Genomic DNA, 22,471 nt, shown 5'->3' with positions numbered 1-22,471 from the left:
TTTTATCTCACCTTTAAGGTTGCTAAACCAATCAATACCAACATTAGGGTAATGATCCAAAAGCGCACAATCACTCTTGGCTCAGGCCACCCTTTTAGCTCATAGTGATGGTGGATCGGCGCCATACGAAAAATACGCTGACCGCGAATTTTGTAAGAGCCTACTTGTAATATCACCGACAGGGTTTCAATCACAAAGATACCGCCCATAATAACTAGCAGAAACTCTTGGCGAACCAGTATGGCAATCACACCCAATGTTGCGCCTAGGGCAAGTGAGCCCACATCGCCCATAAAGACTTGTGCGGGATAGGTGTTAAACCACAAAAAGCCAAGACCTGCCCCCACCATAGCAGTACAAAACACCGTGAGTTCACCGGCATAAGGGACAAATGGAATATGCAGGTACTCAGCAAAGTTCACATTACCCGTCGCCCAAGCGACTAACGCAAAGCCTGCAGAAACCATCACCACTGGCATAATCGCTAAGCCATCGAGTCCGTCTGTTAAATTAACCGCATTACTTGAACCCACAATCACAAAGTAGCTAAGAATGATAAAAAACAAGCCAAGTTGCGGCATCACATCTTTAAAAAACGGTACCACTAACTGGGTTTGAGCGGGGTCTTGCGCAGCCCAGTAGGCTAAAAAGGCGGCAACAAGAGCGGCAGCCGATTGCCAAAAGTACTTCCAGCGTGCCACTAGCCCATCAGTATTTTTATGCACCACTTTGCGATAGTCATCCACAAAACCAATAGCACCAAATGCACCCAGTACAAATAGCACTATCCAAACATAAGGGTTATCTAATCGCGCCCATAGCAAGACTGTGATAAAAATCGAAATTAAGATCATCAAGCCCCCCATGGTGGGAGTGCCGGATTTACTTAAGTGGGATTCGGGGCCATCGTTGCGTACCACTTGGCCAATCTGTAGCATTTGCAAGCGACGGATCAAGCGGGGGCCAATCCATAAACAGACAAATAAACCGGTTAAAATAGCAATAACCGCTCTGAAGGTCAGATAAGAAAATACGTTTAAAAAGCTGAAATAAGGGGTCAGCAACTCCGCCAGCCACACTAGCATGTTGCCTCTCCCTGAATGACTCGAACGATCTCTTCCATTCGAGCACTACGCGCACCCTTAATCAAAACCACGACCTTATTGTGTTGAGCCAGCGTATTGAGCAACGCTGGTTGTAATTGTTGTTTATCGGCAAAATGCAGCCCCTGAGCCGCTGTTGCCGTGTACTGACTGTCTTTACCTACTGTCATGACGCAATCGATGCCCAGTCTTTTAGCGTGTTCGCCTACTTGAGTATGCATCGTTTTACTATAATCCCCCAGCTCTCCCATATCGCCAAATACAAAAATATGAAAGCCTGGGAGGCTAGCTAAGGTGTCTAGACCCGCTAATACCGAAGCCACACTGGCATTATAAGTATCATCCAGCAGTGTCAAACCAGGACGCTCCCACACTTGCAAGCGACCTGCAGACGACTCAAACTGACTCAAGCCGCTGGCAATATCAGCTAAGTTAGCGCCTAGGGCTTCGGTGGCCGCCGCTGCCGCTAGCGCATTAGAGACATTATGTTTACCGGGCACCGGCAGCTGTATGGCTACCTCACCTTGGCTTGTTAGCAAACGAAAGCTGGCACACCCAGTGATGTCTAACTTGATATCACGAGCTTGAACATCTCTATGCTCACCAAAATAGACTAATTCATGCTGCTGCTTCCACAGGGCACAAAACGGGCTATCGCCATTCGCAATGGCCACTCCGCCCTCCACTAGGCCGTCATATATTTCGCCTTTTGCCTGTGCCACACCCTCTAATGAACCAAAGCCTTCAAGGTGTGAGGCTTCCACATTGTTAATAAGCGCCACATCAGGCTCAGTCAGCGAGCTGGTCCAGGCAATTTCACCCACATGATTCGCCCCCAGCTCTATCACCGCATATTCGGTATCAGGGCTAAGCTCACATAAAGTTAATGGCACGCCAATTTCATTATTAAAATTACCTTTAGTGGCCAAGACCTTACCCTGTTGGCGCAGAATAGCCGCCGCCATTTCTTTGACCGTGGTTTTACCGCAGCTGCCCGTAATGGCTAACACTTTGGCCGAGCTTAAGCTGCGTACCAAGCCGCCCAACACACCTAAGGCAAGTCGAGTATCGGCCACTTTAATTTGTGCCACCTCTACATCTAACCAGCGCTCAACCAATAGGGCGCTGGCACCTTGTTGCAGTGCGGCCTTCGCAAAGCTATGACCGTCAAAATGCTCACCGCTGAGTGCGATAAATAAGCCGCCATTCGTTAATGGCTGACGGCTGTCGGTGGTCACGGCAATAATCTGAGTATCCTCACCGCGCAGCTCGCCACCAGAGGCCTGTGCGATTTGCTCAAGGCTAAGAGGGATCATCCGTTGCATTCCAATAATGTCGCTGCCGTTTCTCGGTCGCTATAATGTATTTTGTCAGTGCCCACTATCTGATAATCCTCATGGCCTTTACCGGCCACTAAAATAATATCTTCGGCTTCCGCCTGCTCAATAGCGTAAGCTAAGGCCTCTGCTCTTTGATGAATAATCAGCAATGCACTGGTGTCATCAAGACCTTGGCACATATCGTCAATAATGGCCGACGCGGACTCAGTACGCGGGTTATCATCAGTTAAAATAACCTGATCACTTCCCTGCTCTGCAGCCGCAGCCATTAGTGGCCGCTTACCTTTATCTCGGTCCCCCCCGCACCCAACAATGCACCATAAACGCCCTTTACAATGTTGGCGCAATGCTTCTAGCGCTTGCTCTAATGCATCGGGAGTATGGGCGTAATCCACCACCACCAAAGGCTTATTAGGTTTGAAAAACGTTTCCATACGACCCGCCACACCCGATAACTGAGGTGCCGTGGCTAATAATTGTTCAAATGATGCCCCCAGTGCTAATAATGCGCCCATGGCCGCAAGTAGGTTAGCCACATTAAAGCGTCCCATTAGGGGGGCGGATAATACACCATTTCCCCAGTCGGAGTTAATGGTCACTTTCAAGCCATCACTATAGAAATGTACGGTTTCTGCTACTAACTGTGGGCCATTAAAGTCACTCAGTCGGCCATGTACGCTATAAGCGATGGCTTTGGGGTAGTCCATTAACCAACGCCGACCAATAGGATCATCGGCATTAATGATTTTAGATTGCAGGCATTGCTCAAATAACTGGCGCTTAGTGGCCGCATACTCTGCCATGGTGCCATGATAGTCGAGATGATCTCGGCTCAGATTGGTAAAAATAGCGACATCGAAATCCAGCGCAGCAACCCTATGCTGATGTAAACCATGAGACGACACCTCCATGGCAATCCGCCTCGCTCCTGCGCCAGCTTGCTGTGCCAGTTGTTGCTGTACTTCTATAGCTGAGCCTGTGGTATTAGCCGCTAATTGTAAGTTGCCATAGAGGCCATTGCCTAAGGTGCCCATCACACCCGCTTGGGTACCTAATAAACAGCTCCAATTTGCAATCAGCTGGGTAATGGTGCTTTTACCATTAGTCCCTGTTACACCTACTAATTGCAGGTTCGACGAGCTATCACCATAAAACACACCCGCTAACAGTGATAATTGCTCTCGCAGCCGATACACGCCGAGTAGACGGTGGTCTTGATGATTCAAGCCTGCCAACTCAGGGCTGTCCACTTCATACATCACGGCAGCGGCACCGGCTGTTAATGCGCTATCAATAAAATCACGTCCATCAACGCTATGCCCATTCACCGCAATAAATAAAGCGCCGAGCGTCACGGCTCGGCTGTCTAACGTCAGGCTATTGATCGTAATAGGCGGAGCCGACAGCCCTAAGGGTACGGCTAAATCTCTGAGAGTCAGGGCCATGTTATCCTCCTACACCTGCTAGTTGAAATTGTTCTTCTTCTGCACCATCGGGGCGAATGTTCATTAATTGCAAAGCGCCGCTCATCACTTCAGCAAACACAGGTGCCGCCACATCACCGCCATAATATTTCTCACCCTGAGGCTCATTCATAATTACCACCATGGCTAGACGAGGGTCACTGACTGGCGCCATGCCGGCAAAGACACCCACATAATCATTACCGTAACCACCAGCAATGGCTTTTCTTGAGGTACCGGTTTTCCCTGCCACTCGATAACCGGGAATGGCCGCTTTACGTGCAGTACCGCCTGGGCCCACCACACTTTCTAACATCTGTAACACGGCATCGGCATGTTGCTTGGGCACCACTTGCTCACCCTGAACAACATGATCACGCTTAATAATAGAGAGAGGATTGCGCACACCACCATTGGCTATAACCGCATAGGCTTGCGCTAATTGCAGCGGTGTCACGGTTAGGCCATAACCAAATGATAAGGTCGCTTGTTCAATATCTGACCAACGGCGGCGCTGTGGCACCAAGCCGGAACTTTCACCAACCAGTCCCATGCCAGAATCAATCCCTAATCCAAAACGATACAAGGTATCAATCAACTGTTCGGGCGTTTCTTGTAGTGCCATACGCACCATGCCCATGTTGGAAGAGCGTTGCAGCACAGTTTGTACACTGATTTTGCCAAGATTTCGGGTATCTGATACTCGCTTTCCCCCTAGGCGCATCCAACCGGGACTGGTATCAATAATAGAGTCAGCATGAACAATGCCGTTTTCTAATGCACTCACCACGATCAGTGGTTTAAGAGTAGAGCCGGGCTCGTAAGTGTCGGTAACGGCGCGGTTACGGGCACGAAAACTTTGATATTGGCTGCGATTATTGGGGTTAAAAGAGGGCGTATTCACCATTGCTAATACTTCACCCGTTTTCACATCCAGCATTACTAATGAGGCAGACGTTGCTCTGTGATATTCACTGGCCCGCTTTAGTGAACGATAGGCCAAGGCTTGCAGACGCTGATCAATGGTTAAATGTATGTCATTAGCTTGACGCGCCTCAGACACCACTCCTAACTCTTCAATGACTCGACCATTTCTATCTTTGCGCACTCGGCGCTCACCCGCTTGAGCGGTGAGCCACTCATTATAGCCCCGTTCTATTCCTTCAATACCATTACCATCGATATTGGTTAGCCCCACCATATGGGCGTTAATTTCGCCGGTGGGATAAAAACGGCGTTCTTCTGGGCGCAAGTGCACCCCGGGCAAACGTAACTTACGAATATACTCGGCAACGGCAGGGGTCACTTGACGCTGCAAATAGACAAAACGTCGCTTAGGATTATCAACACGCTTAACCAGCCGATCTCGCGATTCACCTAATACATCGGCTAGCGCTTGCCAAGCCTGTTCTTTTTCTAAACTTAGCTCAGCATGTACTTGTTTAGGATCCGCCCATACCGCCTGTACCGGCACCGACACCGCCAACTCCTCACCGTGTCTGTCCATAATCATGCCACGATTTGTACTAGATACGGTGGTACGTAAGCTGCGCATATCGCCTTCCATACGCAACCGATCGGGTGACACGACTTGGATCCACGCCGCTCTGGCAAATAGCGCCACAAAGGCCAACAAAATGACACTACATACGGTGACAAAACGCCAGCCTTTCAATAGCGGCTCTTTTTTAGTTTGCTTGCGCCGATTCATCCTTGTGTCACCAATTTTTCTTGTGCAGGAGCTGGGCGCTGCATGCCTAGTTTATCGCGGGCAAGCGCTTCTATCCGGCTGTGTTCCATTAAGGTATTTTGCTCTAACAGCAAGTGTCGCCATTCAATATCAAGTCTATCTTGCTCAGCCATTAGCTCATTATACTCGCTGGTAAATTGCCGAGTCTCTTGGGTTACCACTACCACAGCTAGCGCTGATCCTAAGGTACACAGCGCCAACAGCAGTAGCCATTTATAGCGTAGTAAGTCTTGGCCAATTTCTTTGGCTAGATTAATGCGTATCGCTCTCACCTTTGTGCATCCAATCGCTCAGCAACCCGTAATACCGAGCTGCGAGAGCGCGGGTTAGCGTTCACTTCTTCTGCCGATGGCTTTTGGGCCTTACCGATACTTTTTAATAAACGCCCCCCCGACAGCTGAGCTTCGGTTAAGGGTAATCCTGGCGGAAATTCGGGCCCTTTTTCATGTTTGCGAATAAAGCGCTTAACAATGCGATCTTCTAGCGAGTGAAAACTAATCACCGACAAGCGCCCTCCAGTTTTCAATACCTCTAGCGATCCATCTAACGCTTGCTCAATTTCATCTAGCTCACCATTAACATGAATACGAATTGCCTGAAAACTGCGGGTTGCCGCGTGTTTATGCTTGTCTTTACTGGGGCTAACGCGGGCAATCATTTGCGCCAAAGCACGGGTGCGAGTATAGGGCTCGGTGGCACGATCAAACACAATTGCGCGGGCAATTTTACGGGCAAACTTTTCTTCGCCGTAGTTTTTTAACACCCAAGTAATATCATCTTCGCTCGCTTGAGCTAACCACTCGGCGGCACTTTGGCCACAAGTGGTATCCATACGCATATCGAGTGGGCCATCTTTTTGAAAGCTAAAGCCACGAGCCGCTTCATCTAATTGTGGAGAAGACACCCCTAAGTCGAGTAAAACTCCGTCTACTTTTTGTGATAGCCCAAGTTCAGCCATCATCTCGGCCAGACGTGAGAAGGGGCCGTGTAGTATTTGAAAGCGAGGGTCGTCAATAGTAGCGGCTTCAGCAATGGCTTGAGGGTCACGATCGATAGCTAACAGCCGACCATTAGGGCCTAATTGCGACAATATATGACGGGAGTGCCCGCCACGACCAAAGGTGCCATCAACGTAAATACCATCGGGTTTAATATGTAAGCCCGCCACTGCTTCATTTAGCAGCACTGTAATATGTGCCTGTTGTTCACTCATGTTATAACGCGAAGTCCTGCAGTCGTGCCGATAATTTCCAGTCTTCTTGAGGAAGCGCCTGCAAATCATCGCTAATTTGTTGTTGCCAGCGTGCCTCATTCCATATTTCAAATTTATTGAGTTGGCCCACTAACATAATTTTTTTATTCAGTTCGCTATGTTGTCTCAGCGTACTTGGCACTAATACACGTCCTTGCGTATCAAGCTCACATTCACTGGCATGCCCGAGTAATACTCGCTGCAAGCGACGTTCTTGAGGCTGTGTACTGGATAATGTGCGCAGCTTCTTCTCTATGAGCTCCCATTCATTAAGAGGGTAGAGTAATAAGCAGGGATCAAACAGGTCTACAGTGCACACTAAAAGGCCGTCGCATTCATCGCGCAACTTATCTCGGTATCGAGTTGGTATTGCCAAACGGCCTTTGCTATCTAGGCTGATGGCGTGAGCACCACGCAGCATTATGAGTCCTTAACCGCTAAAATGTTCCACAAAAAACCACTTTTTCCCACTTCGCTAGAGTGTAAGGAGCGATCACTTGCATTTCAAGCAACAAAAGGAGAAAAAATACACGATATGGCTGAAAGCGATCTTATCTTTAAGGTAACGACAAAAAAAAACGCAGCCGAAGCTGCGTTTTTTTAAATGATGGGAGTTGGCCTTATAAGCCGGGTTTTGTATCGAGCAAGCTCGATTAGTAATCATTCCTCTAGGCCAGCAATCGCTCACTGGCTCAAGCAACCTACCCGCCTCCAGCGCGGGCCGCGCCCATGGAGGCCTATTTGGTCTTGCTCCGGGTGGAGTTTACCTTGCCACGCACTGTTGCCAGACGCGCGGTGCGCTCTTACCGCACCCTTTCACCCTTACCTGTGCCCTAAGGCCATCGGCGGTTTACTCTCTGCTGCACTGGTCGTGAGCTCACGCTCCCCAGGTGTTACCTGGCACCCTGCCCTATGGAGCCCGGACTTTCCTCCCCTTTGTCCGTCTGCCCGAAGACACAACGACAAAGCAGCGATTACCCAGCCAACTCCGGCGCGGATTGTACACCAACCGTAATCTTATACCAATGTTGAATGCTGAATTTTTAATGTTGAATCGAATAAAAACATTAGACCGAAAGCCCAATATTTTTGTCTTAAGCTTTTAGTCTTTAATTCAACACTCAACATTATCTTAATCTTACAGCCCGTTTTCTAGGCCGTATTTATACAGCTCGTTCTTTTTAGCACCATGGATGTCGGCGGTTAAAGCGGCGGCTTTTTTCAGTGGCAGCTCGGCACGCAATAAGGTTAAGGTGCGTATTACCTTAGCTGATAACTCATCTTCACTACTGGGTCTATACCCCGCCACCATCAACACAATTTCACCACGACAGCGATTACTATCGGCTTGTAACCAAGCCTGCATCTCAGCGGCAGGTAGGCTATGAATGGTTTCAAAGGTCTTGGTTATCTCTCGCGCCACCACAATTTGACGATATTCACCTAATACCTTCACTATCGCGGCAACACTGTCTAGCAAACGACGCGGCGACTCATAAAAAACCAAAGTTCGAGTTTCATCTTTTAAGTGGGTAATTTTATCAAGTCGCGCCTTTTCTTTGGCGGGCAGAAAACCTTCAAAGGCAAAACGGTCGGTTGGCAGACCGGCCGCAGACAAGGCCGTAATCGCCGCACAAGGGCCAGGGATAGCAATCACCTGAATGCCTGCATCACGACAGCTATTGACCAGATGATACCCCGGATCACTGATTAAAGGGGTGCCCGCATCCGACACTAGGGCAATGCTTTGGCCACTTAATAAGCGCTTAACCAGTTGCTCTGATTTATACTGCTCATTATGATCATGCAATGCCCATGTGGCGCTCTTTATTTGGTAATGCGATAGCAGTTTTGCCGTATGACGGGTATCTTCACAGGCAATAAGATCAACTTGCTGTAATATGTCTAGCGCACGCTGACTAATATCATTCAGGTTGCCGATAGGGGTTGGCACAATATAAAGTGCAGCCGTTTGGCTCATGGGAACTCCTGTGTAAACAATTGTTTCACCGTCATCGCCCTATTACACTAGGGACAATATGACACAGCTTGGGATTAAAGGGATTGGCAACACAACTTCAACGCAATAGTGTAACACGGCTACTCTGCACGCTGGTGCTTTCATCAATGCTGCTAGCTTGTGGCACAGCGTCACTGCAACGTCAGCATTCAGGGCCAGCACCGGGTATGTTTAGTACCATAGAGCAGGCTGGCGATTATTATATTCAGCAAGCGAATAAAACGCAGCAAAACGATGCTTTTAACTGGCAAGTTTTAGCGGTTCGAGCTTGGATAAAAGAGGAAAATTTCGTTGCCGCCACCAACCAATTAAAAAGCATGGCGACTAATGCTACGCCCACACAAAGCAACATTATAACTCTACTTAATGCTGAGCTGGCCATGGCCAGTCATCATAATGAGTTAGCTGAACAACAGCTAGCGAGCATTAACCTAGACTCATTAGACGCTAACACTAAGCGTTACTACCTGCTATTACAGGCTAATCGTCTTGAGCAGCAAGGGAAACCCATTTTAGCAGCACAAATGTTGATTCATCGTGACCCATTACTTGCTGGTTCAAGTTTGCACGCGAATCAAACCCGTATTCATGACTTGCTAGCCAGCCAACCAACAGCTGAACTGCGCCAAGCGCTAGACACAAATAATAGCGACCTTGTTAACGGCTGGTTGCGCTTAATGGCTATTTTAAATAACCCCAATACAGCCGCAGATCAGCGCAACTGGCAACTGCATTCTTGGTATAAGCGCTATGCTGAGCATCCAGGGGCGCAGTATTTACCCAGCAACATTAACAGCAATACGCTACCTGAAATATCTCGATTTCAAGCACATCATATTGCCGTGTTATTACCGCTCAGTGGCAAACTGTCAAAACAGGCAGATGCAATTAAAAACGGTATTTTAAGCGCACATCAAGGGCAGTCTGCGCAACTGAGTTTCTTTGATACTAACGGCCATGATATGTTCAGCCTATATGAGCAAGTACAGCAAAAAGGGGCTGATTTTATTCTTGGCCCTCTCCTTAAAAACAACGTTGAGGCTCTGGCAAATCTTGACCCTGCTCAGCCTCAGCTGGCCTTAAATATGCCAGCCCAGATAACTGACTTACCTCACCGTTATTACTTCTCACTTTCTCCTGAAGCAGAAGCGGCCGAAGCGGCAATGCGCATCTGGGAACAAGACCATCGCCAACCGCTGGTGTTTGCGCCTAATAACGCCTTAGGCCGGCGGATGGCCAACGAGTTTAATACTCGCTGGCAACAACAAAGCGGCCAAGCGGCACGCATTGCGTATTTTAATAATAAGCAATCCATTGAAAACGACGTGCGCCGGGCACTTAAAAGCCAGCCCAGTACGTTAGCGGCCGGAGTCATCCAGCCTGTTAGCGCCATGCCAGCTAACACAGGCCCCATTGATTCGGTATACATGGCTTCTAACGCTACCGAAACGCGATTTATTTTGCCTTACTTTGACTTTGTAAGAGACAGCCGTAGCGAGCGCCTGCCCACCTACGTCACCTCGCGCAGCTATATTCCTGCCGGCGAGGCCCCCATGAGTGAGCTAAATGACTTACAATTAGCGGATATGCCCTGGTTATTTGGCAGTGCCCCACAGTTAATGGAAAAAGTAGATAATTTATGGCCCGCTACTGGTGCACCTTGGTTGCGCTTATTTGCACTGGGCTATGATGCCAATGTGTTGATATCGCAACTGGCTGATTTACGCATGGGCTCATCTACTGTTCCTGGTTTGAGTGGTGAGCTTGGCGTAACAGAGCGAGGCGTGGTCACACGCCAGCTACAGTGGATGGAGTATAGCGATGGCGACTGGCAGCAATACCTCGAACAACCACCAGAAAGTGAAGAGCAGCGCCTCACCGAGCCGCAATAAAGGCGAGCTATTTGAACGTCAGGCCGAGCAGTATTTGCTCGACCAGGGGTTACAGCTACAGATGCGTAATTATTTATGCAAACTGGGTGAAATAGACTTGGTGATGAGTAGCGGGCGTACTTTAGTATTTGTAGAAGTACGTTATCGAAAAAGTAATCTTTTTGGTGGTGCGGCTGCTTCCGTCACCCCCGCCAAACAACAAAAGTTGCGCCGAGCCGCACATTGTTATTTGCAATCACAGGGGCTCAATGAATCAAAACAGTCTTGTCGATTCGATTTGGTCGCCTGTGAAGGCAGTCATATTCACTGGATACCCAATGCGTTTTAAGGAAACACCATGCAGGACGAAATAAAAGCCAGTTTTACCGAAAGCATACAAACTAAAATTGCTGCCGCCGAAGCACTACCCGACGATATTTTGGTGGCGGCGCAAATGATGGTGATGTGCTTGCTTAACGGCAATAAGTTACTGGTCTGTGGTAATGGCGGATCTAATGCGCTTGCCCAGCTATTTGTTAGTGAGCTGATTAACCGTTATGAAACTGAGCGCCCTGCACTACCAGCCATTTGCCTCACTCTCGATACCAGCAGTATCAGTGCTATTGCCGTCGATCAGCACTTTGACGAAGCTTACTCCCGTCAAATTCGTGCCCTAGGCCAAGAAGGTGATGTGTTAGTGGTGATTTCAACCAGTGGCAATAGCCGCAATTTAATAAAAGCGGCTGAGGCTGCCCTTAGCCGTGATATGACCATAGTCGCACTCAGTGGCGGGGATGGTGGTGAGCTTGCTGGCTTACTGGGACCCAGTGATGTTGAAATTCGCGTACCCGCCTTGCGCTCACCGCGCATTCATGAGGTCAACTTACTCACCCTGCATTGCTTATGTGATTTGATTGATCGCACCCTGTTTCCGCAAGAAGAAGAGGAAGAAGTACAATGAAAACTCGCTACTTAGTCGTCATCGCATCCGCATTACTACTGCAAGGCTGTGCCGGCTTAATGTTAGCCGGTGTGGGCACCGGCATTAGCTCAGCCACCGATCGTAGAACCTTAGGTACTCAAGTCAGCGACCAAACGATTGATATGCGAGCCTCGCACCGCTTGGGCGAAGCCAAGCCGCTATCCGATGATAGCCGAGTGGTGGTTATTACCACCAAGGGTAAAAGCCTGCTGGTAGGTCAAGCTCCCACCGAAGCCTATCGCGAGCAAGCAGAAAACATCGTTAAAGACGTCCCTGGGGTAGAGAAAGTTTATAATGAACTCCGCTTAAACGAACCGCTGAGTGTCGGTGAGCGCAGCAATGATAGCTGGCTGACCTCTAAAATAAAAAGCGCTATTTTGGCCAATAAAACCCTTGATGGTACCAAAATAAAAGTCGTGTCTGAAAATAATGAAGTCTTTTTAATCGGCTTGGTCACTCAACAAGAGGCGGACATTGCCGTGGAAGTCGCTCGTAATATCAAAGGTGTAGCACGTGTGATTACGGTATTTGAATTAATACAAGTTGCACATTAAATGTTAAAAACATCAATAAGGCTGACTACAAAGTCAGCCTTTTATCTTATCTGCAAACCCGCTTGTTAAACAATCGCATGCGCTAAACTCGCTAAGTTACCTGCAATATATTTAAACTATTGATATAGCCAAACATTCCCTCCATTATTAACCTTGCATACAAACCACAGTCACTTTGAAAGCAATGTTCAACTTCTGGCTTAATATAAAATAACTCACAGCTATCATACTGTAATAAGCGCTCCCCCATGATTATGCGCACCGCTGTGTTGGCCTTAAGTAGAAAAATATAAAAATACATGGAGTTTTTTTATGGCGCCTCAAATACCGCTTACCGGCACGGAACGCAAAATCAGTAAAGAAGGTGTTTTAATTTCAAGTACCGATCTTAAAGGTAAGGTGACTTATTGTAACGATCAGCTACTGACTTTTTCAGGCTATACCAAAGAGGATATTATCGGCCAACAGCAAATGATGCTAGGAGCAGGCGGTGTCCCCTCTTCCATATTTAGCGAGCTGTATGGCTCTTTACAAGCGGGGCAAGCCTATGTGGCGATACTTAAGAACCGCTGTAAAAATGGCGATCATTACTGGGCAGACGTTTACTTCACCCCTAAATACCACAACGGGCAACTCGCAGGCATCGACTCTATCCGTACTCAGCCCAGTGCAGAATGTGTCGCTCGCGCTCAACAATATTACCCTCAGTTAACAACCCAAAGAGGGCACAGTTTTACCCATAAACTACCTTCTTTATGGGGCAACTTGAGGTTACGCAATAAGCTGACAGCCGTATTAACTCTATTACTTGCTGGTGTATTCTCAGGCTTAGCGCTCGCTATTCCCAATCAACTGCCGGTGTTGGCAACAGGCTTTGGCATTACCAGTATAGGTGCTTGGCTGACTTGTAAACTTCTCACCTCAACACTCACTCAACTTAGCACCCGTTCACGCACTATCATCGATAATAAATTAGCGCGCCTTATTTATACCGGTCGAGAAGATGAAATAGGCCAGCTACAGCTGACGGTTCAGGTGCTAGAAGCCAAACTTAAGACCGCACTGGGTCGAGTAGGAGATGCCGCTGACGAACTGGTCACTCAAGCAGATCAAACTGAGCAAGCAAGCCATGCCACAAAAAGTGAAATTAGCCGCCAAGAAATGGAAATTGAGCAAATAGCCACGGCCATGGATGAGATGACGTCGACGGTTGCCGAAATTGCACGTAACACCACAGACGCCTCAAGTAATGCCAGCCAAGCCAATCAAGTTGCTGAAACAGGCCGCCACAATGTGCATAGCACCAGTACACAAATTGCGGCTCTCGCAGAGAATGTACAGAGCACCACCCATATCATTAAAACTTTAGAAAAAGACAGCGATGAAATTAATGCTGTACTGACCATTATTCGCAACATTGCCGAACAAACCAATTTATTGGCATTAAACGCTGCCATTGAAGCAGCCCGCGCCGGAGAGCAAGGTCGAGGCTTTGCGGTGGTGGCCGATGAAGTACGCAGCCTAGCCGGTCGCACGCAAGGCTCTATTGGTGATATAGAAGAGACCATAGCGCGTTTACAAAACACCACTCGTCAAGCCGTTAGCGCTATGACAGACAGTGCCACTTTAGCCGTACAAGGCGTAGAGCAAACCCAAAGCTCAGAAATCTCATTGAGCGAAATTACCCAGCAAATTGCGACTATTAATGATCTTAATATGATGATCGCCAGTGCTGCAGAGCAGCAGTCGAGTGTATCAAATGAGATCACCGAAAAGGTGCATCAAATCAGTGAGTCGGCAAAAACGACCTCAGGTTATGCTGATAATAATATGCAAACTAGCTATAAAATGGCAGAGCTCACTCAACAGCTACAAGGCATTATTAACAGCTTTAGTGCGCGAAAGTAATCAACAACGCCAAGCGGCTGGGCTCTAGCCCCTATATTACCCATAAAAAAACGCAGCCAATGGCTGCGTTTTTTAGTTATCGACGGCTGTTACTTGACGACCCGCAAGCTGGGCTTGCCCTTCTTAGGCGGAGTGGGATCTTCATCTGGCTCTTCGTCAACGGTGGGATTATCTAATACCGTCAACTCACTTTCAGAAGTCGCTTGCCATGCTTCGTACGCAGCTTCAGGCGGGAAAAAAGTGCCTGCACCATTTTCCCGTGCCTGAATTGACACCACAGCCGCCATAGGAACATACACCTGAAACGGTGAGCCCCCAAAGCGAGCACTAAAGGTGACGGCCTCATTATCCATCTGCAAGTTAACCACAGCTTGCGGTGCAATATTCAGCACAATTTGGCCATCATTAACATACTGCTGTGGAATCAAAGTATGAGGCAACTCTGCATTCACCAACAAGTGCGGTGTCAGCTCGTTATCTAATAGCCACTCATAAAATGCACGCAGCAAATAAGGGCGGCTGGGTGTCAAGTTATCCATAATTAAATCTTACCACCAAGATCACGTTCGGTTTCGGTCATAGAAGCCTGATAAGACTCTCGCTCAAACAGACGGATCATGTAGCCTTTAATTTCTTTTGCTCCCTTACCCGACAACTCGATGCCAAGGGAAGGCAAACGCCATAATAAAGGTGCCATATAACAGTCTACCAAGCTAAATTCTTCACTCATAAAGTAAGGATATTCAGCAAACACAGGGGCAACGGCCAATATGGCTTCGCGTAGTTCTTTACGGGCTTCATCGGCTTTTTCATTACGCTGGATACGCGTGACCAAAGAATACCAGTCTTGCTTAATGCGGTGCATCATCAAACGACTATTACCACGGGCTACCGGGTATACCGGCATTAATGGCGGATGAGGAAAGCGCTCATCCAAGTATTCCATAATGATGTCTGATTCATACAATACCAGCTCGCGGTCAACCAAAGTCGGTAGTGTGCCGTAAGCATTTAGCTCCAGCATTTCTTCAGGTAATGCATCAAGCTCTACCTGACTTATCTCAACACTCACGCCTTTCTCTGCCAGCACAATACGTACTTGGTGACTGTAAATATCATCAGCGCCTGAAAATAGCGTCATGATAGAGCGTTTATTAGCTGCAACTGCCATGAAATCCTCCACAAATCATAAAGAGGAACGGCAATGGACACGATAGACCATTGCCGTCCCTAAACTTAGATTAGACCCTGTCTAATCAGTGCACGTCACGCCAGTATTCTTTCTTCAACATATAACCAAAGATGAAGAAAATCACTAAAAAGCCCAGCACCCAGTAACCGATGCGGTGACGCTCTAGCTTAATGGGATCAGCGGAGTAAGCTAAGAAGTTAACAATATCTAACACAGCTTTATCGTATTCTTCTGTCGTTAGCTCACCGTTACCATCAACTTCGATGCCAACCGGCGTCACCACTTCTTCTCCATCTACCGTATGAACCTCAGTCTTTAAGGTTGCACTACCTTGTAATGGTTCTAACACATGGGGCATGCCCACAGATGGAAACACCAAGTTATTGACACCAAAGGGGCGCTCATCATCTTTATAGAAAGAACGCAGATAGGTGTATAACCAATCTTCACCACGTACGCGTGCAACCAAGGTTAAGTCTGGTGGCGGAGCACCAAACCAATTGGCCGCGTCTTTCTCAGGAATCGAGTTCTCCATCAGGTCGCCAATAGACACACCTGTAAAGTTAAGATTCGCCTGCATCACATCTTCAGGAATGCCTAAGTCTTCAGCAACACGGTTATAACGCTGATACTGAGTACTATGACAACCGGCACAGTAGTTCATAAACAACTTAGCACCGCTTTGTAGTGACGCTTTATCAGTAAGATCATAATTCGCTTTGTCTAGCTTGACCGAACCTGAGGCAAAGGCCAATGCTGGCAAAAAGGCGAGTGCAGCAATGATTAACTTCTTCATTTGAATGTCACCCTCTCTGGCAGTGGTTTAGTCTTTTCGTTCTTACTGTAGAAAAATAACAGCACAAAGAAAGCGAAATAACCAAATGAACAAATCTGCGCCAATAAGGTAAGAGCCGGCGTAGACGCCAAGGTTCCTAACACACCCAAGATAATGAAGCAGATCACAAACATAATGATGTTCCACAAGTGCAGCTTGCTGCGATAGCGGAATGAGCGAACTTTACAACGGTCTAACCACGGCAGTACAAAGAGTACCGCAATAGACAGCCCCATTAAGATAACACCGGCCAATTTATCAGGCACAGCACGCAAAATGGCGTAAAACGGCGTGAAATACCATACTGGAGCAATGTGCTCTGGGGTTTTCAAGCTATTAGCCGCTTCAAAGTTTGGCGCTTCTAGGAAGTAACCGCCCCCTTCTGGCAAGAAAAAGATAAAGAAGGCAAAAATAAACAAGAAGCCGGCCACGCCCACTACGTCTTTTACGGTGTAGTAAGGGTGGAACGGAATCGCGTCTTTTGGCCAACCGTTTTCATCTTTTACTTTCTTAATATCAATGCCGTCTGGGTTATTAGAGCCCACTTCGTGCAATGCAACTATGTGCAAGAACACCAAGATCACTAACACTAATGGCAATGCAATCACGTGTAACGCAAAGAAGCGCGTTAGGGTCACACCAGAAATAACGTAGTCACCGCGGATCCACAGGGTTAAGTCATCGCCTATCACGGGAATCGCCCCGAATAGCGAGATAATCACCTGCGCGCCCCAGTATGACATTTGTCCCCAAGGTAACAGGTAACCCATAAAGGCTTCTGCCATTAATACCAAGAAGATCAACATACCAAATAGCCACAGCAGCTCACGGGGCTTCTGATATGATCCATAAATTAGGCCGCGGAACATGTGCAGATACACCACCACGAAAAACGCAGAAGCCCCAGTACTGTGCATATAGCGCAGTAACCAGCCGTAATCTACATCACGCATAATGTATTCGACTGAGGCAAACGCACCCTCACCCGACGGATTATAATTCATCGTTAACCAGACACCCGTTAGGATCTGGTTGACCAGCACTAACATGGCTAAAGAGCCAAAGAAGTACCAGAAGTTAAAGTTTTTTGGCGCCGGATATTGGCCTACATGCTTGTTGTAGGTCGCCGTCATCGGGATCCGTTCGTCAATCCAAGATACGAGTTTACCCAGCATGCTTAGGCTCCTTCCTTGTCTTCGCCCACTAAAATGGTCGCGTCATTGACATAGTGATAAGGGGGAATAACCAGGTTTAATGGAGCAGGAACGCTTTTAAAAACGCGGCCTGCCATATCAAACTTGGAACCGTGACAAGGGCAGAAGAAACCAGAGGTTACCCCTTTCACTTGTTCACCAAAAGAATCCGGTAAATAGGTAGGTGAGCACCCTAAATGGGTACAAATACCTACGGTTACCAGCAACTCAGGTTTAATTGAACGGTATTCGTTCTGTGCATATTCCGGCTGTTGCGGCTCATCGGAATGAGGGTCTCGCAACTGGTCATCAAGCTTAGCCAATGAATCTAGCGTGGCTTGATTACGACGAACCACCCATACGGGCTTACCTCGCCATTCTACTCGGATTAACTGGCCCGGCTCTATTTTGCTGACATCAACCTTCACAGGAGCCCCGGCCGCCTTTGCTTTGGCGCTAGGATTCCATGAAGATATAAAAGGTACAGCGACAAATGCAGCACCGACCCCACCCACAGCTGCGGTGGACCAGGTCAGAAATCTGCGGCGACCGGTATCAACTGGCGCATTGCTCATCCAAAAACTCTCCCATTTGGTCTCCGCGCGTTTATTGTTCGTTCCATGCGTCTGACGACTTGTGACAATTGCGGCGGATATTATGGTTTCAACTGTCACTAAACCTAGAAATTCTAAAGAAAAACGAGGCATTTTACAAGTTAGAGGAAGGTATCAATTAATGCCTTCTCATTCGTTGATCTGCTTTAAAAAAGCGTAAATAACACGAAAACTTTTCAACATACATAAAAAAAAGCCTGGGGAAAACCCAGGCTTTTGTTGTAACCGTCTGCCCAATTAACGCTTGGAGAACTGAGGACGCTTACGTGCTTTATGTAGGCCGATTTTCTTACGCTCAACTTTACGAGCGTCACGAGTTACGAAGCCTGCTTTACGCAATGAGCTACGTAATGTCTCGTCGAATTGCATCAAGGCACGCGTAATGCCGTGACGAATCGCACCAGCTTGACCAGAGATACCACCACCAGCAACTGTGATGTATAGGTCAAATTTTTCAGTCATTTCAACCAGTTCTAAAGGCTGACGAACTACCATACGGGCAGTTTCGCGGCCAAAATACTGATCCAAAGAACGCTTATTGATTACGATATTGCCGCTGCCTGGCTTCACGAATACTCGTGCAGTTGAGCTTTTACGACGACCAGTACCGTAGTATTGAGTTTCTGCCATTTGCCTAATCCCGCCTTAAATGTCCAGTACTTGTGGTTGTTGCGCTGCATGGTTGTGCTGCGCGCCCGAGAAGACTTTCATCTTACGGAACATTGCACGACCTAGAGGGCCACGAGGCAGCATGCCGCGAACGGCAGACTCAATAACCATCTCAGGCTTACGCTCAATCAGCTGTTCAAAGCTAACTGACTTTAGGCCACCCGGAAAACCGGTGTGAGAGTGGTAGATTTTGTCTTCAGATTTATTACCGCTTACCTGAACCTTCTCGGCATTAACGACAACGATATAATCGCCACAGTCAACATGCGGAGTAAATTCTGGCTTATGCTTACCACGCAGACGAAGTGCAATCTCAGTGGCCAAACGACCTAGAGTTTTGCCTTCTGCATCAACAACGTACCAGTCACGCTTTACGGTTTCTGGCTTAGCAACAAAAGTTTTCATGGATGAACCCAAATTACTTAAAATGAATATACACTTGCGCTATTGCGCAAAACACGAGCAAACACATACCCCTTCGAGTATCAGTCTGTTTACAGTGATGCCGTCCGTTAGACAGCAGTGTAACGTGGGCAGAGCGATTATAGGTAAAGTTGCCTTAAAAATCACCTACTATTTTTAATGCCCATTAAAGATAGTCGGTTCGCTCAGCCTTATGCCAATATCATGCCCTGATACTGGGCCGCATATTTTGGCATTCCCCCAACGCTAAAGAAAGATCTTTCTGTTTAAAAAACTAACTATAAGCCAAAAGTTATCTTGCTATGCCCCATAAAAAAGTGGCGATAACAGCACAGCGCGCAACTCCAGCTATCACCGGCTTTACCTTTATCTCGATTGAGTTGTTGCATGCCCAGTTGCAAGTTAGCATTGGTTTATTTAAGACAAGTGCTCACGGGCGAGGTACTCATGAGATTGCATTTCAGTCAATCGAGAAAGACAGCGCTTAAACTCAAAGCTTAAACGCCCTTGGGTATAGAGCTGCTCCATGGGCACTGTGGCCGAAATAATAAGTTTTACATGCCGCTCATAAAACTCATCAACCATGGCAATAAAGCGCCGCGCTGCATCATCATTATTCGTGTCCATTGCACACACATTAGCAAGCAGTACACTGTTATAGCGTCTCGCTAATTCTATATAATCATTTTGTGAACGCGCGGTGCAGCATAATTGCTGAAAATCAATATAGAGCACCTCCTCTCCTTCGGCCAAGGTCTTTAGCTTTCTATGATTGACCTCTATTTCTTGCTCCCAACGGCCGGCTCCTTGATTTAAACGGATAAAGTAGCTTTCTAGATTTAACCTGGCTGTTGCATCGAGTGGATAGTGATAAATTTCAGCTTGCGTTAACGTGCGTAGCCGATGATCAATACCTGAGTCAACATTGACCACCTCACAACGCGCTTGAATTAAGTCGATCGCCGGTAAGAAACGAGCACGCTGTAAACCATGCTTATAGAGCTCATTGGGGGGAATATTAGAGGTTGCCACCAAAATAACACCCTGTGCAAACAGATACTCAAATAAGGTGCCTAAAATCATGGCGTCGGTAATATCAGAAACAAAAAACTCATCAAAACAGATAATGCGCGCTTGCTTGGCTAGGCGCTCAGCCACGACTTTTAGCGGGTCTGCCTGCCCTTTAAGCTGTTGTAACTCTTGATGTACTCGCAACATAAAATGATGAAAATGCACCCGCATTTTATTATCAAAGGGCAAGCATTGATAAAAGGTGTCCATAAGATAAGTTTTACCGCGCCCTACCCCACCCCAAAAGTACAGCCCTTTAATATTGTGCTTTACTGGCGGTGTCTGGCCACTCAGTTTTTGCCACCAACTTAATTTAACAGCCTCTGTGGGTTCAGTTTGCAACTCATCAAATAAACGCTGCAAGTGTGCTACCGCATTAGCTTGGGCTGCGTCGGCCACAAAATTGTCACCGAGTAAATCAGCTTGATACCGTGCACTGGGAGTCATATTCAACGTCATAAACATTAAGCCGTTAGATTACTGGTAAAAAGAAACAGGTGACCAGTGTACTGGGTTCTCGGTAGAGGTGAAGCCAAGATGATCACACAATGCCGACAACACCTTTTTCGCGCTTTAATATCTTATCGTTAGGGCATAGCTTCACATCCAACAGATGCCCGTTGCCTTTTCGTCACTTGACCCAATAATAAAAATCGCCCCTATTGGAACTCTTATTGGCTAATATAGGTCTGAATACACACTTTTTAACACCTTGATTTCTTCATGCATCGCTCTACTTAGGAGTATTTATATGACAACTCGACTTCCTTTGGTCTCTGCCTTGGCATTAAGCCTAAGCATGGCGCTATTACCCCATGCCCAAGCTGCTCTCCCCTTAAGCGCTGCCAGCGAAGTTCGCAGCTTGGCGCCAGTGCTAGAAAAAGTCACACCGGCAGTGGTTAATATTTCTGTTTCCGGTAGTAAAGTCAGCCGCCAAAGATTACCCGACGCTTTTCAATTTTTCTTTGGTCCTAATGGTCCTGGCCAGCAACTGCAAGAAAGGCCCTTTCAGGCTTTAGGCTCAGGTGTGATTGTTGATGCCAAAGAAGGTTATGTGATCACCAATAATCACGTGATTAGTGATGCAGATGAAATTCTCATTACCCTGATTGATGGCCAAGAATATAAAGCCGAGCTGATTGGTAGTGACAAACAAAGTGATATCGCTTTATTAAAAGTGGATGCCAAAGATTTAGTAGAAATTAGCTATGCCGACTCAGACCAACTGCGCGTTGGCGACTTTGCCATTGCCATTGGCAACCCTTTTGGTCTTGGGCAAACGGTCACTTCTGGGATTATCAGTGCCTTGGGTCGCTCGGGGTTAAATGTGGGTAATCTTGAAAACTTTATTCAAACCGATGCCGCTATTAACTCAGGGAACTCAGGCGGCGCCTTATTAGATCTAGAAGGTAACTTGGTCGGCATTAATACCGCCATTCTTGGCCCAGGCGGCGGCAATATTGGCATTGGCTTTGCTATTCCGGCCAATATGGTTAAAAACCTCACCGAGCAAATTGTAGAATTTGGCGAAGTACGCCGTGGGGTATTGGGTGTAATGGGCGGAGAGCTGACCTCTGAGCTGGCTCGCACCTTTGGTTATCGCAGTCAACATGGTGCTTTTGTAAGCCAGGTTATTGAAGGCTCCTCCGCTGATAAAGCGGGCCTTAAAGCCGGTGATATCATTATCAGCCTGAACGATAAGCCGGTCCGCTCTTTTGGTGAGTTACGCGCCAAAGTCGCCACCACGGGTGCCGATAAAACCGTCACCTTAGGCTTATTTCGCGACGGTAAAAAACAACAAGTGGATGTCACTCTGGCTCATGCCGACACTGAGACCATTGCCGCTGACACCTTAAATGATGCACTCAAAGGCGCCACCTTATCTAAAACCGATAGCAAAGATAAGGTGAAAGGGGTCAAAATTACTGAAGTGTCGCCTCGCACCCCAGCCGCCAGAGCCGGCCTAGAGGAAGGTGATGTGATTATTGGTGTGAATCGAAAACGCGTCAAAAACTTGAATGAGTTACGTAAAATTATTCAAGATAAACCCGACGTTATTGCCTTGAATATTCAACGCGGTAATTCATCCTTGTATTTAGTTTTGCGTTAATACGCTAACTTAACCAAACACGCCCTTAATAACGAAAGTAAGCAGCGCTAAGCGTTGCTTACTTTCGTAAACCCTCTCTTACTCTTGCCCTCTTTTCTTTCGTCTGAGTCAGCTAGGCTCG

22 protein-coding genes and 1 other RNA gene are annotated in these 22,471 nt (G+C 47.4%); 6 read left to right on the top strand and 17 right to left on the bottom strand.

Annotated features, from left to right (window positions below; genetic code table 11):
- Nucleotides 1–2: 2 nt before the first annotated feature.
- The 9 genes from mraY to rsmI form a co-directional block, all read right to left on the bottom strand.
- Nucleotides 3–1,085 (bottom strand): phospho-N-acetylmuramoyl-pentapeptide-transferase, encoded by a 1,083-nt coding sequence (gene mraY / locus J3U76_RS06570; protein WP_208005129.1) that lies wholly within the window; start codon nucleotides 1,083–1,085, stop codon nucleotides 3–5.
- Nucleotides 1,079–2,419: a UDP-N-acetylmuramoyl-tripeptide--D-alanyl-D-alanine ligase gene (locus J3U76_RS06565; RefSeq protein WP_208005128.1), complete on the bottom strand. Its 1,341-nt coding sequence runs from the start codon at nucleotides 2,417–2,419 to the stop codon at nucleotides 1,079–1,081. The genes mraY and J3U76_RS06565 overlap by 7 nt, the downstream gene beginning before the upstream one ends.
- Nucleotides 2,416–3,888, bottom strand: a complete 1,473-nt coding sequence (gene murE / locus J3U76_RS06560) for a UDP-N-acetylmuramoyl-L-alanyl-D-glutamate--2,6-diaminopimelate ligase (protein ID WP_208005127.1) — start codon at nucleotides 3,886–3,888, stop codon at nucleotides 2,416–2,418. Before murE ends, J3U76_RS06565 begins: the two co-directional genes overlap by 4 nt.
- A 1-nt stretch (nucleotide 3,889) precedes the next feature.
- Nucleotides 3,890–5,617 carry a penicillin-binding transpeptidase domain-containing protein gene (locus tag J3U76_RS06555; RefSeq protein ID WP_208005126.1) on the bottom strand — a complete coding sequence of 576 codons (1,728 nt, stop codon included), beginning with the start codon at nucleotides 5,615–5,617 and terminating at the stop codon, nucleotides 3,890–3,892.
- Entirely contained in the window at nucleotides 5,614–5,928 is a 315-nt protein-coding gene (gene ftsL / locus J3U76_RS06550) for a cell division protein FtsL (RefSeq protein WP_208005125.1), read from the bottom strand. The genes J3U76_RS06555 and ftsL overlap by 4 nt, the downstream gene beginning before the upstream one ends.
- Nucleotides 5,925–6,869, bottom strand: coding sequence for a 16S rRNA (cytosine(1402)-N(4))-methyltransferase RsmH (gene rsmH / locus J3U76_RS06545; RefSeq protein WP_208005124.1), 945 nt, complete (start codon nucleotides 6,867–6,869; stop codon nucleotides 5,925–5,927). The genes ftsL and rsmH overlap by 4 nt, the downstream gene beginning before the upstream one ends.
- A gap of 1 nt (nucleotide 6,870) precedes the next feature.
- Nucleotides 6,871–7,329: a division/cell wall cluster transcriptional repressor MraZ gene (mraZ, locus tag J3U76_RS06540; RefSeq protein ID WP_208005123.1), complete on the bottom strand. Its 459-nt coding sequence runs from the start codon at nucleotides 7,327–7,329 to the stop codon at nucleotides 6,871–6,873.
- Nucleotides 7,330–7,514: 185 nt separating this feature from the next.
- An RNA gene (gene rnpB / locus J3U76_RS06535) (RNase P RNA component class A) lies at nucleotides 7,515–7,898 on the bottom strand.
- Between the two features lie 148 nt (nucleotides 7,899–8,046).
- Nucleotides 8,047–8,889: a 16S rRNA (cytidine(1402)-2'-O)-methyltransferase gene (gene rsmI / locus J3U76_RS06530; protein WP_208005122.1), complete on the bottom strand. Its 843-nt coding sequence runs from the start codon at nucleotides 8,887–8,889 to the stop codon at nucleotides 8,047–8,049.
- Between the two features lie 83 nt (nucleotides 8,890–8,972).
- Here rsmI and J3U76_RS06525 point away from each other — a divergent pair, with 83 nt between their 5' ends.
- The 5 genes from J3U76_RS06525 to J3U76_RS06505 all read left to right on the top strand — a co-directional run bounded on the left by J3U76_RS06525 (nucleotide 8,973) and on the right by J3U76_RS06505 (nucleotide 14,243).
- Nucleotides 8,973–10,820, top strand: coding sequence for a penicillin-binding protein activator (locus J3U76_RS06525; protein WP_243454114.1), 1,848 nt, complete (start codon nucleotides 8,973–8,975; stop codon nucleotides 10,818–10,820).
- Entirely contained in the window at nucleotides 10,750–11,148 is a 399-nt protein-coding gene (locus J3U76_RS06520) for a YraN family protein (RefSeq protein WP_208005120.1), read from the top strand. Before J3U76_RS06525 ends, J3U76_RS06520 begins: the two co-directional genes overlap by 71 nt.
- Nucleotides 11,149–11,157: 9 nt before the next feature.
- On the top strand, nucleotides 11,158–11,760 hold the full coding sequence (locus J3U76_RS06515; protein ID WP_208005119.1) for a D-sedoheptulose-7-phosphate isomerase: 603 nt from the start codon (nucleotides 11,158–11,160) through the stop codon (nucleotides 11,758–11,760).
- Entirely contained in the window at nucleotides 11,757–12,335 is a 579-nt protein-coding gene (gene dolP / locus J3U76_RS06510) for a division/outer membrane stress-associated lipid-binding lipoprotein (protein WP_208005118.1), read from the top strand. The genes J3U76_RS06515 and dolP overlap by 4 nt, the downstream gene beginning before the upstream one ends.
- Before the next feature lie 312 nt (nucleotides 12,336–12,647).
- Entirely contained in the window at nucleotides 12,648–14,243 is a 1,596-nt protein-coding gene (locus J3U76_RS06505; protein ID WP_208005117.1) for a methyl-accepting chemotaxis protein, read from the top strand.
- A gap of 89 nt (nucleotides 14,244–14,332) precedes the next feature.
- Here J3U76_RS06505 and J3U76_RS06500 read toward each other — a convergent pair whose 3' ends face one another.
- The 8 genes from J3U76_RS06500 to zapE all read right to left on the bottom strand — a co-directional run bounded on the left by J3U76_RS06500 (nucleotide 14,333) and on the right by zapE (nucleotide 20,699).
- The gene (locus tag J3U76_RS06500; RefSeq protein WP_208005116.1) at nucleotides 14,333–14,782 is read right to left on the bottom strand and encodes a ClpXP protease specificity-enhancing factor; all 450 of its coding nucleotides are present in this window, start codon (nucleotides 14,780–14,782) and stop codon (nucleotides 14,333–14,335) included.
- Between the two features lie 2 nt (nucleotides 14,783–14,784).
- Nucleotides 14,785–15,414 carry a stringent starvation protein SspA gene (gene sspA / locus J3U76_RS06495; protein WP_208005115.1) on the bottom strand — a complete coding sequence of 210 codons (630 nt, stop codon included), beginning with the start codon at nucleotides 15,412–15,414 and terminating at the stop codon, nucleotides 14,785–14,787.
- A gap of 85 nt (nucleotides 15,415–15,499) precedes the next feature.
- Nucleotides 15,500–16,231 (bottom strand): cytochrome c1, encoded by a 732-nt coding sequence (locus tag J3U76_RS06490; protein ID WP_208005114.1) that lies wholly within the window; start codon nucleotides 16,229–16,231, stop codon nucleotides 15,500–15,502.
- Entirely contained in the window at nucleotides 16,228–17,445 is a 1,218-nt protein-coding gene (locus tag J3U76_RS06485) for a cytochrome b (RefSeq protein WP_208005113.1), read from the bottom strand. The genes J3U76_RS06490 and J3U76_RS06485 overlap by 4 nt, the downstream gene beginning before the upstream one ends.
- 2 nt (nucleotides 17,446–17,447) lie before the next feature.
- Nucleotides 17,448–18,038, bottom strand: a complete 591-nt coding sequence (gene petA, locus J3U76_RS06480; protein ID WP_208005112.1) for a ubiquinol-cytochrome c reductase iron-sulfur subunit — start codon at nucleotides 18,036–18,038, stop codon at nucleotides 17,448–17,450.
- Between the two features lie 276 nt (nucleotides 18,039–18,314).
- Complete coding sequence (rpsI, locus tag J3U76_RS06475; RefSeq protein WP_208005111.1) at nucleotides 18,315–18,707, bottom strand: 30S ribosomal protein S9; 393 nt, start codon at nucleotides 18,705–18,707, stop codon at nucleotides 18,315–18,317.
- A gap of 15 nt (nucleotides 18,708–18,722) precedes the next feature.
- The gene (rplM, locus tag J3U76_RS06470; RefSeq protein WP_208005110.1) at nucleotides 18,723–19,151 is read right to left on the bottom strand and encodes a 50S ribosomal protein L13; all 429 of its coding nucleotides are present in this window, start codon (nucleotides 19,149–19,151) and stop codon (nucleotides 18,723–18,725) included.
- A 435-nt stretch (nucleotides 19,152–19,586) separates the two neighbouring features.
- Entirely contained in the window at nucleotides 19,587–20,699 is a 1,113-nt protein-coding gene (gene zapE / locus J3U76_RS06465) for a cell division protein ZapE (RefSeq protein WP_243454113.1), read from the bottom strand.
- 292 nt (nucleotides 20,700–20,991) lie between these two features.
- Here zapE and J3U76_RS06460 point away from each other — a divergent pair, with 292 nt between their 5' ends.
- Nucleotides 20,992–22,350 (top strand): DegQ family serine endoprotease, encoded by a 1,359-nt coding sequence (locus J3U76_RS06460; RefSeq protein ID WP_208005109.1) that lies wholly within the window; start codon nucleotides 20,992–20,994, stop codon nucleotides 22,348–22,350.
- Nucleotides 22,351–22,471: the final 121 nt, after the last annotated feature.

This window comes from Oceanisphaera pacifica (assembly GCF_017498065.1).
Taxonomy (GTDB): domain Bacteria; phylum Pseudomonadota; class Gammaproteobacteria; order Enterobacterales; family Aeromonadaceae; genus Oceanimonas; species Oceanimonas pacifica.
Note: the sequence above shows the minus strand (reverse complement) of the source record. Positions and strands in the feature narration are given on the sequence as shown.

Excerpts from the sequence above, each read along its gene's own strand:
- mraY (WP_208005129.1), bottom strand. The coding sequence starts at position 1,085 with ATGCTAGTGTGGCTGGCGGAGTTGCTGACCCCTTATTTCAGCTTTTTA.
- J3U76_RS06565 (WP_208005128.1), bottom strand. The coding sequence starts at position 2,419 with ATGATCCCTCTTAGCCTTGAGCAAATCGCACAGGCCTCTGGTGGCGAG.
- murE (WP_208005127.1), bottom strand. The coding sequence starts at position 3,888 with ATGGCCCTGACTCTCAGAGATTTAGCCGTACCCTTAGGGCTGTCGGCT.
- J3U76_RS06555 (WP_208005126.1), bottom strand. The coding sequence starts at position 5,617 with ATGAATCGGCGCAAGCAAACTAAAAAAGAGCCGCTATTGAAAGGCTGG.
- rsmH (WP_208005124.1), bottom strand. The coding sequence starts at position 6,869 with ATGAGTGAACAACAGGCACATATTACAGTGCTGCTAAATGAAGCAGTG.
- mraZ (WP_208005123.1), bottom strand. The coding sequence starts at position 7,329 with ATGCTGCGTGGTGCTCACGCCATCAGCCTAGATAGCAAAGGCCGTTTG.
- rsmI (WP_208005122.1), bottom strand. The coding sequence starts at position 8,889 with ATGAGCCAAACGGCTGCACTTTATATTGTGCCAACCCCTATCGGCAAC.
- J3U76_RS06520 (WP_208005120.1), top strand. The coding sequence starts at position 10,750 with ATGGCGACTGGCAGCAATACCTCGAACAACCACCAGAAAGTGAAGAGC.
- J3U76_RS06515 (WP_208005119.1), top strand. The coding sequence starts at position 11,158 with ATGCAGGACGAAATAAAAGCCAGTTTTACCGAAAGCATACAAACTAAA.
- dolP (WP_208005118.1), top strand. The coding sequence starts at position 11,757 with ATGAAAACTCGCTACTTAGTCGTCATCGCATCCGCATTACTACTGCAA.
- J3U76_RS06505 (WP_208005117.1), top strand. The coding sequence starts at position 12,648 with ATGGCGCCTCAAATACCGCTTACCGGCACGGAACGCAAAATCAGTAAA.
- J3U76_RS06500 (WP_208005116.1), bottom strand. The coding sequence starts at position 14,782 with ATGGATAACTTGACACCCAGCCGCCCTTATTTGCTGCGTGCATTTTAT.
- sspA (WP_208005115.1), bottom strand. The coding sequence starts at position 15,414 with ATGGCAGTTGCAGCTAATAAACGCTCTATCATGACGCTATTTTCAGGC.
- J3U76_RS06490 (WP_208005114.1), bottom strand. The coding sequence starts at position 16,231 with ATGAAGAAGTTAATCATTGCTGCACTCGCCTTTTTGCCAGCATTGGCC.
- J3U76_RS06485 (WP_208005113.1), bottom strand. The coding sequence starts at position 17,445 with ATGCTGGGTAAACTCGTATCTTGGATTGACGAACGGATCCCGATGACG.
- petA (WP_208005112.1), bottom strand. The coding sequence starts at position 18,038 with ATGAGCAATGCGCCAGTTGATACCGGTCGCCGCAGATTTCTGACCTGG.
- rpsI (WP_208005111.1), bottom strand. The coding sequence starts at position 18,707 with ATGGCAGAAACTCAATACTACGGTACTGGTCGTCGTAAAAGCTCAACT.
- rplM (WP_208005110.1), bottom strand. The coding sequence starts at position 19,151 with ATGAAAACTTTTGTTGCTAAGCCAGAAACCGTAAAGCGTGACTGGTAC.
- zapE (WP_243454113.1), bottom strand. The coding sequence starts at position 20,699 with ATGACGTTGAATATGACTCCCAGTGCACGGTATCAAGCTGATTTACTC.
- J3U76_RS06460 (WP_208005109.1), top strand. The coding sequence starts at position 20,992 with ATGACAACTCGACTTCCTTTGGTCTCTGCCTTGGCATTAAGCCTAAGC.